The organism is Enterobacter sp. UNJFSC 003, assembly GCF_036903355.1.
GTDB lineage: Bacteria > Pseudomonadota > Gammaproteobacteria > Enterobacterales > Enterobacteriaceae > Enterobacter.
This window is the reverse complement of record NZ_JBAKHK010000004.1, coordinates 53,093-66,322: the sequence shown is the minus strand read 5'-3', so window position 1 is coordinate 66,322 and position 13,230 is coordinate 53,093. Positions and strand designations below refer to the sequence as shown.

Here is a 13,230-nt window from a genome sequence, read left to right as displayed (position 1 = left end):
TAGAGGTATGCACTATGGCAACGTTTAAGGCAAAAGACGGCACGCAGATTTATTACAAAGACGGCGGCGCGGGCAAACCGGTTCTCTTCAGCCACGGTTGGCCGCTGGACGGCGACATGTGGGACAGCCAGTTGAACTACCTGGCAGAGCGCGGCTTCCGCGCCATCGCCTTTGACCGTCGCGGGTTTGGCCGCTCGGATCAGCCGTGGACCGGTTACGACTACGATACGTTTGCATCAGACATAAACGACCTGATTACCACGCTGGATCTGCAGGACGTGACGCTGGTGGGCTTCTCCATGGGCGGCGGCGATGTGACGCGCTACATCAACAACTACGGCAGCGCGCGCGTGGCCGGTCTGGCGCTGCTGGGCGCGGTAACGCCGATCTTCGGCAAATCCGACAGCTACCCGCAGGGCGTGGATCAGAGCGTATTCGACGGCATTCGCGACGGGCTGCGTAAAGATCGCGCCCAGTTTATCAGCGACTTCGCCACCCCGTTCTACGGTATCAACGCCGGGCAGACCGTTTCTGCAGGTGCGCTAGCCCAGACGCTGAACATCGCGCTGCTGGCATCGCTGAAAGGCACCATCGACTGCGTAACCGCGTTTGGCGAAACCGACTTCCGCCCGGATATGGCGAAAATCGACGTGCCGACGCTGGTGATTCACGGCAGCAATGACCAGATCGTGCCGTTTGAAACCACCGGCAAAGTGGCGGCAGAGATGATCAAAAACGCCACGCTGAAGGTGTACGACAACGCGCCGCACGGCTTCGCGCTGACCCACCAGGACCAGCTCAACGAGGATTTGCTGGCGTTTGTGAAGTCGCTTTAAGTCTTATAAGCCGGGTAAGGCGCAGCCGCCGCCCGGCGTTTCGGTTTAATTCACCGCGATCTGCCGACGCTCCGCCAGCAGCCGACAAATCTCCGCGTGCTTCTCCTCGGTAAAGGTAAAGCGTGACATAAAGCCCATTCGGATCAGCGACCCAATCGCCGGCAACAGGCAAATCCCGAAGAACAACCCGGACAGCACGCCTTCGCTCTGGGTTTGCGCCTGCGGCACGTAGCCAATCATCGTCAGAAACACGCCGATTAACCCGCCGCCCACCGCCACCGACATCTTGCCGGTAAAGGTCTGCCCGGAGAAGGTGATCGCCGCGCAGCGCTTGTGGGTGTGGTACTCCGCGTACTCGATGGTGTCGGCAATCATCGACGAGGTGAGGATGTTGGTCATCATCACGAACAGCGTGCTCAGGCCGAGCAGAATAAACAGCATCGTCACCTGCTGATACCCGACAAACCACATCACCACGCGCACCGCCACGTCCAGCCCGCAGAGGAGCATAAACAGCTTCCGCTTCTGCATCCGGCGCGTCAGCATCGGCGCGACCAGGCACAGCACCGCCGCGACTATCCCCATCACGCCAATCGCCATTTGCAGGCTGCCGTCGCCCAGGTTATTGATAAAGAAGTAGATATAGAGCCCGCCCGCCACGTTGTGGAACACGCAAAAGAAGAACGACAGCAGGACGATAAACAGCGGCTTGTTCTGGCGCAGGTTGTGGAAGGTGTCGCGGATGGTCACCTTTTCCGGGCTCGGCGGCACGCGCTCTTTGATCTGCATAAAGCCGTTGAGCATCAGCGGCAGTCCCACCAGCATCATCACCAGCGCCGCCATAAAGTAGCCTTTATCGTTGCTGTACTGGGCGAAGAACGCCGCCAGCTTTGGGAAGAAGATATTGGCGCAGGCAATCCCGGCGTTCACCCCCAGCATCGCCGCCGTGACCGCGCGAGTGCGCTGGGCGGAGTCGTTAGTCATCACTGACGACATCGACCAGAATGGGATATCGGAGATGGCGTACAGCGTTCCCCACAGGATATACGTCACCCCGGCGTAGAGTATTTTGGTGGTCATGTCCGCTTCGATTTTATAAAACGCCAGCAGCGTGACGCCGGTAATCAGCAGCGGGGCAATCAGCAAAAAGTGGCGAAACTTGCCGAACCGGCTGTTAATGGTATCCATAATGCTGGCAAAAAGCGGATCGTGAACCGCATCCCACGCGCGGGCAATCAGGAAGATGGTGCTCGCCGCCAGCGCCGAGATCCCCAGCACGTCGGTGTAAAAATAGTTAATAAATGAACCCACTAAACCAAAGCTAAAACACTGACCTAATCCATAACCAAAATAAGACCACAGCTCGCGAGACGGTATTTTCATTGTCGTTGCCATTGATATATGCCTGCCTGGTTGCCCGGCGGTCGGCCGCCGGGTCGATATTATTAGCCCTGCACCATCGGGGCGATCTTGCGCAGCTGCTGCATCAGGGTGATTTCACGGCGCGAGAACGGAATGCCGTTCTCCTCGAACACGTCGTGGAACCACAGACGGCAGTAGTCCGTGGACTCCTTCATCACTACCGGCCACGGCAGCCACGTCTGGGTTTTGCCGCGCACCAGCCCCCACTGGTACGGCGCGACCTTCGCCATGTACATCAGCGGAAGCTGCTCCTCGACAGTGCTGCCGACGTGGCGCGCCAGCCATTCGGTGCAGAACAGCGGGCGACCGAGTTCTTGCAGCTGCTGAATAATCGCCGTCATGCGCCCGGTATGGGTGTAGGCGTGGAAGCTCACCACGTCCGAAAGCGCCAGCGCGGTCTGGTCCAGCGGATGCCGGAAGAACGTCTCGACCTCCTCTTCCGGCGGCAGACGCCACGCGCAGACGGTGAGCGGCTGGGTGGGATCTTCTTCACGCACCCACTGGAACGCGAGCTTCATAAGCTTATGGGCGCAGGTCTCCAGCTTCGCGTCGTACTGCACCTCCTGCGTGCCTGTCGCGAAAATGCCGCGGTTGCCCGGCTCGTTGTAGAGATCCCACAGCAGAACGCGCCTATCCTCGCGGAACTGGCGGACAACGTCGCGGATATAGCGCTCAATCTGCGGCCAGCAGTCGGGATCGCACACCCTATCGCGCCCCGGACTCGCCGCCGCCTGGCTGTTGTGCTTGCCCGGTACCGGCGGCTTTTGCGGGCCAAGGTACGGCTCGTCGCCGGAAAAGCCGCAGTCGTCCATCAGGGTGAGCATGGTGCTGAACCCGCGATCGTCTGCAATGGTTAAGAACCGATCGATGCGTGCCATCAGCCCATCACGGTCGTGCTCCCAGATGATAAACGGCAGGTTGATGCGCAGGGTGTTATAGCCCGCGTCCGCCGCCCAGCCCAGCTCGCGGTCGATGGTGTCGGCGTCGAAGGTCTCCTGCTGCCAGATATCGGTCCAGTTCACCGCCGTCGACGGCAGATAGTTAAACCCGCACAGCCAGCCTTTCTGCTGATACCACGCCTGTGCCTGCTCCCTGCTCCACTGCTCTTTCATTACGCGTCCTCTTGCTGATAATATTTAGCTAATAAATATTAGTTGCGGGATAAATGCGCAAATCACGGCATTGAGAAAAGCGATGCTCCTCACAAAGTTCACGCTTCGATGAATGAGAAACGTGATCGGCGGCGCTAAAGCGTGCGGTTAGGGTATGATGCGAAGTCGCGAAAGGGAGAGGACGGATGAAGCGAAAAACGAAAGTGACGATGAACGATATTGCGCGGGCGGCGGGCGTGTCGCAGGCGACGGTATCGCTGGTGCTTAACCAGTCCCGTAACATCAAGCTCAGCGACGACACCCGCCAGCGGGTGATTAACGTCGCCACCGAGCTCGGCTACGACCGCCTCCCCGCCGTTCACGCTCCGCGCAACCAGGAGGAGATCGCCCTGCTGGTGAGCTCCATGCAGAGCTTCGACCCGTTTATCGACGCCATCAGCCAGGCGCGGGAAGCGGCGTGGCGCAACGAAACGTTGCTCACCGTCTACGACTACGGCGACGACATCGAGCTGGCGCTGAACATCATTCGCCAGCTGGAGAAGCGCAACTGCATCGGGATTATTCTCGCGTCGCCAGTCACCACGCTGGTCGACATGACTGAGTTTCAGGACTGCACCCGCCTCCCGCTGGTGCTGCTCAACCAGCGGGACCCCGGCTCGCCGCTGCTGCCGTCGTTTATCCCGGACGACTACGCCAACGCCTTCCAGGTGACTAAACACCTCATCGCCTGCGGGGCCACGCGCATCGCCCACATCACCGGCGAGAGCTGGATGGAAGCCTCCCGCCAGCGTCTGGCAGGCTACCAGGCCGCGCTGCAGCAGGCCGGATTAGCGTGCGACGACGGGCTGGTGCGCCAGACTAACTGGCAGTTCAGCGAGTCCTTTACCGCCACCACTTCGCTGCTGGAACTGGACGAGCGCCCGGACGCTATCTTCTGCGCCAGCGACTGGCTGGCGATTGGCTGCTATCAGGCGCTGGCGGTGAACGGCGTGCGCATCCCGCAGGACATGCTGCTGGCGGGCTACGACGACCAGAAGATTTCCGAGCAGCTCACCCCGCCGCTGACCAGTATCCAGCTGCCCTACAGCGAGCTGGGACGGCTCGCTGTGGAGTACCTGTGCCATCAGGAAGATGCCGCCACGCACGTAACGCTGGCGGGCCGGCTGAAGGTACGCGCATCAAGCCTCGTCTGAGGTAAACACCATGCCCGCGTAGGGCTTCTCGCGACACGCCGCCAGCCGCGCGGCGAGGCTGCCCACGTGCAGCTCCAGCTTGTGCCCGTCCGGGTCGAGAAAATAGAAGGACGCCCCCTCGCTTTTGTTCTGCTTCCAGACGGTGAGGCCCGCCAGCTTAAGCCTTTGCGAGAGCGCGTCAAAATCCTCCTCCGCGACGGTAAACGCGTAATGGGTATAGTCGCTCTCCTGCGGCGGCAGGATCCTGCGAGCCGCATCGTATGACAGGCAGACCCACAGATCGCCGCAGGTAAGATAGGCCCCGGTATTCCAGCGGGCGTGCAGCGCAAGCCCCAGCAGCTCGTGCCAGAAGGTGATGCTTTTTTGCAGGTCGCTGACCGCGAGGGTCAGATGATTGAGTGATTGCAGCATGACGTGCCCTTTTGTTTTTCGTGCCGGACGTGGTACGGTAAAAGCATGAACATAAACCACCCCGTGCTCACCGTAAACCGCTGGTGGCTGCCTTCCTAAAGGCGGCTCGGAGTTGGTTTCCCCATTTTCAGATAGCCGCCGAAAGGCGGCTTTCACATTTCTAAGACCCCTTTCGGCAATTGCACATTAAGGAGTCTTTATGAACCCGCAAACTATCCTCACCGGCGATCGCCCAACCGGTCCGCTACACCTCGGCCACTTCGTCGGATCGCTGCGCCAGCGCGTAGCGCTGCAGCAGACGCATAACCAGTTTGTGCTGATTGCCGACCTGCAGGGGCTGACCGACAACGGCAGCAACCCGCAGAAAATTCGCGACAACATCCCCGAAGTGCTGGCCGACTACCTCGCCGCCGGCATCGACCCGAACCTGACCACGATCTGTCTGCAGTCCGCCCTGCCCGCCCTCGCCGAGCTGACGATGCTGTATATGAACATCGTCACCGTCGCCCGCGTGGAGCGTAACCCGACGGTGAAAAACGAGATTGTGCAGAAAGGCTTCGCCCGCTCGCTGCCGGTCGGGTTTATGGCCTACCCCATCAGCCAGGCGGCGGACATCACCGCATTTAAGGCCGAGTGCGTGCCGGTCGGCGACGACCAGTTGCCGATGATTGAGCAGACCAACGAGATTGTGCACAAGATGAACAGCCTGCTCCCCGCCCCGGTATTGCGGCACTGCAAGGCGATGCTGAGCGACACCGGCCGCCTGCCCGGCATCGACGGCAGCGCCAAGATGTCGAAATCGCTGGGCAACACGCTGCGCCTTTCGGCCAGCGAAGAGACCATTCACCGTGCGGTGAGCGCGATGTACACCGACCCGAACCACCTGAAAGTGAGCGACCCGGGGCAGATAGAGGGGAACGTGGTGTTTACCTGGCTCGACGCGTTTCATTCGGACAAGGAGAAAGTGGCGGCGATGAAGGCGCACTATCAGGCGGGCGGGCTGGGCGACCGGGCGTGCAAGAACGAGCTGGAGGCGTGTTTGCAGGAGCTGATTGCGCCGATGCGGGAGCGGAGGACGATGTATATGCGGGATAAAGGGGAGCTAATGGCGATGCTGAAGCGCGGCACGGAACGGGCGCAGGGGGTGACGCAGAGGACGTTGAGGGAGGTGAAGGTGGGGCTGGGGGTACCGGTGTTTTGATTAGGTGAGTTGATTGAGGTTGGGCGGCGCTGATGCCGTCCAGCCCTTCGTAGATGCTATCCATGCAGGTTATTCAGAAGGGAAACCTGTATTTAATCAAATCATGAAGAAAGTTAATAAAAAACCAAATGGCAGGAGGTTCCATGGTGTCCGGTCGGTTAGTCGCTATTGAATTAAAGGGGGCTTTCACATTATAAGCCCCCTTTCGGCAACTGCAGGAGGTGAAGATAGGGCCGGGGGTACCGGTTGTTCTTACCCGCTTACCATAACGCGTTTTGCCTTTTTATCTCATCCCAGCGAAGGCACATATCGCATGACATCATAAAATCGTGATGCCATTTCCACCGGGCGTGCAGCGCGTAATAGGCCAGACAAGGAGCGTAGCAGAGCAAAAAATAGGCCTCGAACCACAGCGACCATCCCGCCAGCGTCACGACAAGTCCGACCAGGAGCAGCCACGCAAACTCCACCACCAGCAGGATAGCTAGCCTCAGCCATAGCGGCTTTACATAGAGCGAACGCCAGGGCAGAGATGGCGAAAAGGAGAGGTCAATCTCATTCAGGAACAGATGCCCAAGAAAGACATAGCGTTTGGTAAAACGTAAAAATAACAGATTAATCGCCAGCACTACCGCACAGAGTATGAGCATGGTGATAATGGCTTTGAGGGTAAAGTAATGCCCATAAAGATCGAACTCTGCACGTTTACCGAGCGGCGCGATCGTCAGTAAATTCATCATGAGGGACATGACAACCGCCACCGCCAGATAACCCGTAAGCCGCCTGTATTTGATGGTATCTCGCGCAGAGACGATGACCTGCCTGATATAAACAGGGCGCAGTAGGGCAAATATGCCCCAGATGAGCAGCGGCGCCACAATCGCCACAGCAACAAGCGCCATGTCCGGCGGCACAAGGGAAAAAAGCCCCCAGGTTAACCCGCAAAATAGCAGCGCGGCTCCAGCAAGAACCGTGAAGGGTGCAAAGAGAAAACGCATCCTCTCTTTCCTCTCCTCGCCCAGGAAGCAGCTCAGGTCAACATTTTTGACCACGCACTTATAGGCCCAGTACGCCCGGAGATCGGCAATAAACGCGTAGAGCACCAGCGCTAATATACCGCTCACGCACCAGGCATCCTCGCGGGTGAACGAGAAGCCGCTATTTTTGCCGTAAAACCCCAGCAGGATCAGCGTGACAATATAAATAAAAAGCAGGTTTCTTTTATCCTGAAAGCGAATAAACGTTAAATAATCAGGGATCATAGCGCTACCGTTACATCTCGAGTGCTTTTCTGCAGTGGACAACCGGGGAAGAAACGCCCCCAGGAAAATCATTAAGCATCTGTCCCAGGTAGGGTTTGTTGCTCATTTCAACAACGTGCGGGCGGCTGTCGTGATGCAAAAAGTACGACAGCGTATCGCGCCACTTCACCGTATGGGTCAGGTGCAGCGCCAGATTTTCTTTTATTTTCTCCTGCTTATTCTCAGACCGGGCCGTCACGTTCATCAATACCTCATGTTCTGGCGCGGTTATGGGCTGCCCGGCAAGGAAATCGCGCATCGGCTGAACGCCCTCCTCCATTAAGCGCGTATGCCAGGCACCGCTCACGCCCAGCTTAATAGGGCTATAGCCTTCTTGCAGCAGAACGCTGGCGAACTCATTGAGCGCGGTCGGCGTGCCGCCAATCACCTGCTGGAGAGGGGTATTATCGCAGCTGATATCCAGCGCGATGCCCGAGCGGGAGATCGTCTCCGAGAGCTGCGTATGCGTAATGCCCTTCAGGGCCAGCATCGCCCCTTTATGCACCTTGCTGACCGCGTCCATCGTGCTGGCGCGAAAATGGATCGTGCGGAACAACGTTTCCAGCGAAAGCGCCCCGGCAGCATACAGCGCGCTGTATTCCCCTACGCTATGCCCGCAGGAGCCGATAACTGGCGTCCGGTGAAAACGCTCTTTCCACAGGCTGAACAGCGTCACGTTGATGGCTGTCACCGCCATCTGCTGTACCGGCGTCTGAATCAGCCTGTTCATCGGCCCCCGAAGACATAGCCGACGGAGATCCTTGCCGGAAATATCGCTGGCGCAATCCCAGATCCGCTTCGTTACAGCATTTATGTCCCACAGATCGCTTCCCATTCCGGTCACTGGATTTCCCTGCCCGGAAAAAAGCAGCACCACGGGATGTTCAAAATGATTAAGCGTCATCGTTATCTCCTTATAAATAATATTTCAGGCCAACATACATACCGACGGCCTCACCAAAGAGAGCGAACTCCGAATCGGCCCCTCCCAGCGCGGCATACAGTCCGCCAAACGCTTCCAGATTGTTGTTTATGGCGCTCAGCGGCGCGCTAACGTGGAGACCAGCCAAGGTACTGGCGTCAACAAGATTCAGTACCATGTAAGGCTGCAACGCGATCTGCCCTCCTGCCTGCAGGCTTCCCCAGGCGTTGAGATAATGTTTCCTCTGCAGCATGCCCTTATTGCCGGTGTTACTGATTTCAGAGGACATGAGGTATTTATACGAGTCGAACGCCTTATCCAGCGGATCGTAGCCGGTGCGGGCATTCAGAAAGCGCAACAGTTCGTTCTGCTTTTGCCACTCGGAACGAGAATACCCTTCGCTCTGAAAATAATATTCCAGCCCGAAAAGAGAGAAGTTATCGGCGGTATATTCCCCCCCCACTGCCAGCTCAACGCCCGGCTTATCCTCAGTGCCGTAAAGCGACGACGGAAACTCATATCGCTCCAGCGCCTGGCGCTGCCGGTCGGAAAGGTGCCGCCAGCGCTGCCCGCGGTGAAACGCCATCTCTCCCTTAAACGTCACCTGCGGCGTCCAGGTGACGCTATCGGAAAGCGCGATCGACTGGGAATCGCCGAGCAGAACGCGCACGCCGGGAGTGTGATCGCGAAACTGGTGCGACGCGTAGCTCAGTAGCCAGGCTTCACTGCTGTTGCCACGCTGGTTGTCTGACCAGGCGCTGGAGGAGAGGTAGCGTTTATCAATCGTCGACAGCTTCGGCACCACGCTGAGGGATACGGCATGCTGCCGATCGTCCGCAGACAGCGTGGCCCCCCACGAGGAGGACTGATACGCCGATCTCATCTGAGGGTCATAAAGCCGCGTGGGCTTGAAGCCCCCGTAATACTGGCTCACGAGATCGGCAGGCGAACGCAGGAAAAAAAGGCCCGGCTTCGGTTTTAGCTTGCCCATTTCAAGCTGGACCTGGTCGGAGATACTGTACATTACGCGCAGTTTTTCGATGATCGCCCTGGAACGGCGGTCATCGTCTTCAAACGCGCCCAGCGGACGAGCGCCGTACCAGGTCAGCCCGTAGAGCGAAAAATCAAGGTTCAGCGCGTTATCGATAAGCGCGCAATGGCTGGCAATGTTGATACCCGCATCGTTAAAAACATTGTTGCGGGCGTAGGGATTTTTACCGTTAATCTGCCACGGCGAGGTCTGCTTCTTGACGTATGACATCTGCTCAAACAACGTCACCGTGGCATTTTGCGCAACGTCAGTACCGGATAAGCACCCGGCCAGCAGGCTCAGGGGCGCACTGGACAGGACAAGGGCTATCCTCGCCAGCACGCGTTTCATTGCACACCACGCATGATGGACTCACGGGTAAACCAAGATTCAGGCAGTGATTCCAGGCGAATATCACTGTATTCCATAACGGAATAACGTTTACCGCTTCGGGCGTCCTGTACCACAATTTTTGTCGGGCGCATTCTGCCCAGCACCGGTTTAAAATCATGGTACGTCACCTCTTTAAACAACCGATCGTCGAGAGAGTAATACGATGCCTTGAAAGGACGGTTATCGCCCTCTTTCTCGACGTAGTAGCGAATTTTTGGCCAGGTTGCCTCGGCAGATTTGCGTTCAAGCAGCAGCGAATAACAGATCTTATCGCCACAAGGAACCTCTCCCTGCAGGGTGGCACGATAGGCGTACTCAAAATTGGTGACGATCACGTCCCCGTTGGCTATCTGCCCAATGAGCCGCTGCTGTGGCGAAACCGGAACGGGGCGGCGCAGCTCAGGCGTATAGAACCACAGCGCATACCCGTCCGAGAACAGCACTTTTCCTCTGTCCCGCGGCGGAAAGATTAACCGCGCCAGCGAACGGGCATCCGCTTTTGTCTCGCCATCCGGCTTAATAAAGCGCATAGAGATATCAAGGATCTGTTTATTCTCAGGCTGAGCCGCACCCGCCTTATATTCGCTAATCGTCAGGGTATAGCGGAAAGGCTTATTCGGGGAGCGCACCTCGTCAGCCCGACGGATAATTTCCAGGGCTTTTTCATCCACAGGAGAGGAATAAACCCAGGACGAAAAGACGGTCAAACATAACCCTAGCGTGATAGTCATCTTGCTTAACATGTCGCTTCCTTACGAGAATTTAAACGCATCCGAAATATTCAGCCGGGAGGCACGCAGGGCGGGCAGTACCGAGGCGCCGGCCGCCGTTAATATCGGCAGTACCAGCGTTATCCAGTTAAGCGCCAGCGTGTCCGTTTTAATGAATGCCGTATATCCCTGAGATTGTCCCGGTGACGGCGGCATGGGAATTCCCTGAAGATTAATGACCGCCGCAATGGCGTAACCGATCGCAAGGCTCCCGGCGGCCCCCATCATGCCGGTAAAAATACCCTCTAATAAAAAAAGTCGCGTAACGTGCAGCGGCTTTAGGCCAATCGCCCTGAGCGTGGTTATTTCCCGGGTGCGCTCAATAATGTTCATCGTCATGGCGTTGCTAATCATAAAGATGACAATCAGGCTGACGATGAGCTTAATAAAGAAATAAATCCCGGCTAGTAGCCCTTCAACCTGCTGATAAAAAAGCGAAACCTCTTTCCAGTCTTTGACGATCAGCGGCAGATTATGTTGGGAAATAAACAGGCGCAGCCTGTCGCAGAATGCTGCCGTATCATCCTCATTGAGCAGGATCAGGATTTTGCTGACGCCGTCGGTTCCCATAATACGCTGCGCAGTATCAAGCGGGATTTTCATTGCCACATCATCGTAATCCTTAATGCCCGACTGAAACACGCCGCGCAGCTTCAGGGATAATGCGCCCTGCCCGCCATGGGCATTAACCACCAATACGTCTAGCCAGTCGTCGTAATGGGCATTGAGCGTTTTCGCGAGTCCGCTGCCGAGGGTAATTTCATGGGTTTTTACCCGCGAAAGGTCGCTGCCTGAAATAAGCTTATCAAACGCGCCCAGCTTTAAGGCCGGCAATGGCTCCACGCCAAGCGCAGAAAAATAACTCGAGGTTTCGCTCTCGTACTGCGAAATCACCCCTGAGAACTCCAGCTGTCCGGAAAGGGTTGAGATAGACTTCGCCAGTTCCGGTTCGCTGAGGATCGCCTTTTTCAACGCCCGATAATCATTAATAAGGCTTTTGTTTTTATTTGACGTTTCAAAATAGTTATTTTTGTAGATCTGAACATGGCCCACGTTGGTTCGAATGGTTTGCTCTTTCAGGATCCAGAATGAGTAATCGATAAAACCGCCGTACAGAAATATCGATATCCCACCCAGCATAATCGCAGCAAGGGTAGAAAACGATCGACGCTTGTGCCGGAAGAGGTTTAAAAAAGCAAACTTCACGTCTCGCGAGCAATATATTGCGCACCACAGCACAAAAAACAGAATGCCCATAACAACCACAGTGGCTAAAACCATTTGCCAGACCATTTATTTCCCTTCCACCAGTGGTAACATTATCTGAGTGACTTCGGCGGTATCCCATTCCGGTGCGTGGCCTGATACCAGCGCCGCCGCCGCGTCGGGATCCTGTTTTTTAATTTCCGTTAGCAACGTTTTTGCCTGCTGGGGCTGCTTACAGCTCAGCAGCGCGCGATAGCGCATCCCTTTAATATGCTCCACCAGCCCAGCGCTGAACCCCGTCGCGTTATTTAGCATCACTGCGGTATCGTTGAGCGTGATGACGCAACGCCCTAAATCAGACGCCAGCCATGCATCAACCCGTGCGCGCAAATAGCGGACTCTCGGGTTGTCTTCATGCAGTTCAACCGCTTCATCAAGATAAAAAAAGCCGGTTTTGGCGTATTCTGACGCCCGAATGAGATCGTTAGTTGTCAGAAAATAATCGGCCTGCCGGAGCATGCCGTAGGCGTAAAACACCAGCGAAAGGGGATTGTCATTGCGGCTGTACTCCGTAAACAGTGCCTGAGTCACCTCGGCCAACGCGCCGGGCTGGGTCGGAAGCCCGTGCTGTATGACCCGTTCAGCCACGGGGATCGTTGACGCCTTGGCGGTTCCGCTATGCAGCAGATAAAGCACACATCCGCAAAGCAGGAAAAAATTACCGTTGCGAATCATGAACTAATTCTCCGTCTTTAATTTCAACCACCCGCCGTGCACGCGCTTTTAGCTGGCTTGAGTGCGTAGAGATGATAAAAGTGGTCTGTGTGTCCTGATTAATTTTCAACAGCAGATCCAGAATGGCTTCTCCCGTTCCCAGATCGAGATTGCCGGTAGGTTCATCGGCGATGACAATCTGCGGTTCGTGCGCCAGCGCTCTGGCGATGGCCACCCGCTGCTGCTGCCCACCGGAAAGTTGCCCCGGCTTACGATCCGTAAACGCGCCCAGACCGACGCTGTCAATAAACTGCAGCGCCCGTGCTTTCGCCTCGTTTTTAGAGATATGCCCATTCAGCACCAGCGGGAAATAGACGTTATCAAAGACGGTCAGCACCGGGATTAAATTAAAAAACTGAAAGATAAAACCTAAATGCTTCCCGCGGATGGCTGAAAGCTGTTCTTCATTCAGGTTATTCAGCAATTTATTCAGGAACAGAACGGTACCGCCGCTGGGTTTATCAATACCTGACAAAATATTCAGCAGCGTGCTTTTACCGCTGCCGGATGGCCCGCACAGTGCCAGGAATTCCCCTTTTGCAATGTCCAGGCTGATATTTTTTAATGCGTCGACTTTGCCGTCACCCTCGCCATAGTGCTTATAGATATTATTTAACGAGAGCATAGGGAGCGCGTTTATTATTTTGCTCATAGCGTTG

13 protein-coding genes and 1 pseudogene are annotated in these 13,230 nt (G+C 56.4%); 4 read left to right on the top strand and 10 right to left on the bottom strand.

What is annotated here, in order from left to right; genetic code table 11:
* Nucleotides 1-14 precede the first annotated feature (14 nt).
* Nucleotides 15-836 carry an alpha/beta hydrolase gene (locus V5P19_RS12340; RefSeq protein ID WP_334403626.1) on the top strand — a complete coding sequence of 274 codons (822 nt, stop codon included), beginning with the start codon at nt 15-17 and terminating at the stop codon, nt 834-836.
* 45 nt (nt 837-881) lie between these two features.
* On the opposite strand, the gene V5P19_RS12335 is transcribed toward V5P19_RS12340, so the two are convergent.
* A complete protein-coding gene (locus V5P19_RS12335; RefSeq protein ID WP_334403624.1) occupies nt 882-2,231 on the bottom strand; it encodes an MFS transporter in 1,350 nt (449 codons plus the stop codon).
* A 50-nt stretch (nt 2,232-2,281) separates the two neighbouring features.
* Nucleotides 2,282-3,370 (bottom strand): cellulase family glycosylhydrolase, encoded by a 1,089-nt coding sequence (locus V5P19_RS12330; protein WP_334403621.1) that lies wholly within the window; start codon nt 3,368-3,370, stop codon nt 2,282-2,284.
* Between the two features lie 185 nt (nt 3,371-3,555).
* On the opposite strand from V5P19_RS12330, the gene V5P19_RS12325 reads away from it, so the two are divergent.
* Nucleotides 3,556-4,563 carry a LacI family DNA-binding transcriptional regulator gene (locus V5P19_RS12325; RefSeq protein WP_334403619.1) on the top strand — a complete coding sequence of 336 codons (1,008 nt, stop codon included), beginning with the start codon at nt 3,556-3,558 and terminating at the stop codon, nt 4,561-4,563.
* On the opposite strand, the gene fosA is transcribed toward V5P19_RS12325, so the two are convergent.
* Nucleotides 4,549-4,974, bottom strand: a complete 426-nt coding sequence (gene fosA / locus V5P19_RS12320; RefSeq protein WP_334403617.1) for a FosA/FosA2 family fosfomycin resistance glutathione transferase — start codon at nt 4,972-4,974, stop codon at nt 4,549-4,551. The genes V5P19_RS12325 and fosA overlap by 15 nt on opposite strands.
* Before the next feature lie 199 nt (nt 4,975-5,173).
* On the opposite strand from fosA, the gene trpS reads away from it, so the two are divergent.
* Together trpS and V5P19_RS12310 are read left to right on the top strand one after the other, a co-directional pair.
* On the top strand, nt 5,174-6,175 hold the full coding sequence (gene trpS, locus V5P19_RS12315) for a tryptophan--tRNA ligase (RefSeq protein ID WP_334403615.1): 1,002 nt from the start codon (nt 5,174-5,176) through the stop codon (nt 6,173-6,175).
* A gap of 28 nt (nt 6,176-6,203) precedes the next feature.
* Nucleotides 6,204-6,347, top strand: a pseudogene (locus V5P19_RS12310) (hypothetical protein); the annotation flags it as partial.
* Between the two features lie 88 nt (nt 6,348-6,435).
* Here V5P19_RS12310 and V5P19_RS12305 read toward each other — a convergent pair.
* From V5P19_RS12305 to V5P19_RS12275, 7 genes are read right to left on the bottom strand one after another with little or no spacing between them, the layout of a single operon-like run.
* Nucleotides 6,436-7,437 (bottom strand): hypothetical protein, encoded by a 1,002-nt coding sequence (locus V5P19_RS12305; RefSeq protein ID WP_334403613.1) that lies wholly within the window; start codon nt 7,435-7,437, stop codon nt 6,436-6,438.
* Nucleotides 7,438-7,447: 10 nt separating this feature from the next.
* Complete coding sequence (locus V5P19_RS12300) at nt 7,448-8,380, bottom strand: ACP S-malonyltransferase (protein WP_334403611.1); 933 nt, start codon at nt 8,378-8,380, stop codon at nt 7,448-7,450.
* Between the two features lie 10 nt (nt 8,381-8,390).
* Nucleotides 8,391-9,779, bottom strand: a complete 1,389-nt coding sequence (locus V5P19_RS12295) for a hypothetical protein (protein ID WP_334403609.1) — start codon at nt 9,777-9,779, stop codon at nt 8,391-8,393.
* Entirely contained in the window at nt 9,776-10,564 is a 789-nt protein-coding gene (locus V5P19_RS12290; RefSeq protein WP_334403607.1) for an outer membrane lipoprotein-sorting protein, read from the bottom strand. The genes V5P19_RS12295 and V5P19_RS12290 overlap by 4 nt, the downstream gene beginning before the upstream one ends.
* A gap of 9 nt (nt 10,565-10,573) precedes the next feature.
* On the bottom strand, nt 10,574-11,884 hold the full coding sequence (locus V5P19_RS12285; protein ID WP_334403604.1) for an ABC transporter permease: 1,311 nt from the start codon (nt 11,882-11,884) through the stop codon (nt 10,574-10,576).
* Nucleotides 11,885-12,532: a hypothetical protein gene (locus tag V5P19_RS12280; protein WP_334403602.1), complete on the bottom strand. Its 648-nt coding sequence runs from the start codon at nt 12,530-12,532 to the stop codon at nt 11,885-11,887. It lies immediately after the preceding gene.
* Nucleotides 12,516-13,223: an ABC transporter ATP-binding protein gene (locus V5P19_RS12275; RefSeq protein WP_334403600.1), complete on the bottom strand. Its 708-nt coding sequence runs from the start codon at nt 13,221-13,223 to the stop codon at nt 12,516-12,518. The genes V5P19_RS12280 and V5P19_RS12275 overlap by 17 nt, the downstream gene beginning before the upstream one ends.
* Nucleotides 13,224-13,230 lie beyond the last annotated feature (7 nt).

Coding starts and splice junctions, on each gene's coding strand:
- V5P19_RS12295 (WP_334403609.1), bottom strand. CDS start 9,779: ATGAAACGCGTGCTGGCGAGGATAGCCCTTGTCCTGTCCAGTGCGCCC.
- V5P19_RS12340 (WP_334403626.1), top strand. CDS start 15: ATGGCAACGTTTAAGGCAAAAGACGGCACGCAGATTTATTACAAAGAC.
- trpS (WP_334403615.1), top strand. CDS start 5,174: ATGAACCCGCAAACTATCCTCACCGGCGATCGCCCAACCGGTCCGCTA.
- V5P19_RS12285 (WP_334403604.1), bottom strand. CDS start 11,884: ATGGTCTGGCAAATGGTTTTAGCCACTGTGGTTGTTATGGGCATTCTG.
- V5P19_RS12325 (WP_334403619.1), top strand. CDS start 3,556: ATGAAGCGAAAAACGAAAGTGACGATGAACGATATTGCGCGGGCGGCG.
- V5P19_RS12300 (WP_334403611.1), bottom strand. CDS start 8,380: ATGACGCTTAATCATTTTGAACATCCCGTGGTGCTGCTTTTTTCCGGG.
- V5P19_RS12280 (WP_334403602.1), bottom strand. CDS start 12,532: ATGATTCGCAACGGTAATTTTTTCCTGCTTTGCGGATGTGTGCTTTAT.
- fosA (WP_334403617.1), bottom strand. CDS start 4,974: ATGCTGCAATCACTCAATCATCTGACCCTCGCGGTCAGCGACCTGCAA.
- V5P19_RS12275 (WP_334403600.1), bottom strand. CDS start 13,223: ATGAGCAAAATAATAAACGCGCTCCCTATGCTCTCGTTAAATAATATC.
- V5P19_RS12305 (WP_334403613.1), bottom strand. CDS start 7,437: ATGATCCCTGATTATTTAACGTTTATTCGCTTTCAGGATAAAAGAAAC.
- V5P19_RS12330 (WP_334403621.1), bottom strand. CDS start 3,370: ATGAAAGAGCAGTGGAGCAGGGAGCAGGCACAGGCGTGGTATCAGCAG.
- V5P19_RS12290 (WP_334403607.1), bottom strand. CDS start 10,564: ATGTTAAGCAAGATGACTATCACGCTAGGGTTATGTTTGACCGTCTTT.
- V5P19_RS12335 (WP_334403624.1), bottom strand. CDS start 2,231: ATGGCAACGACAATGAAAATACCGTCTCGCGAGCTGTGGTCTTATTTT.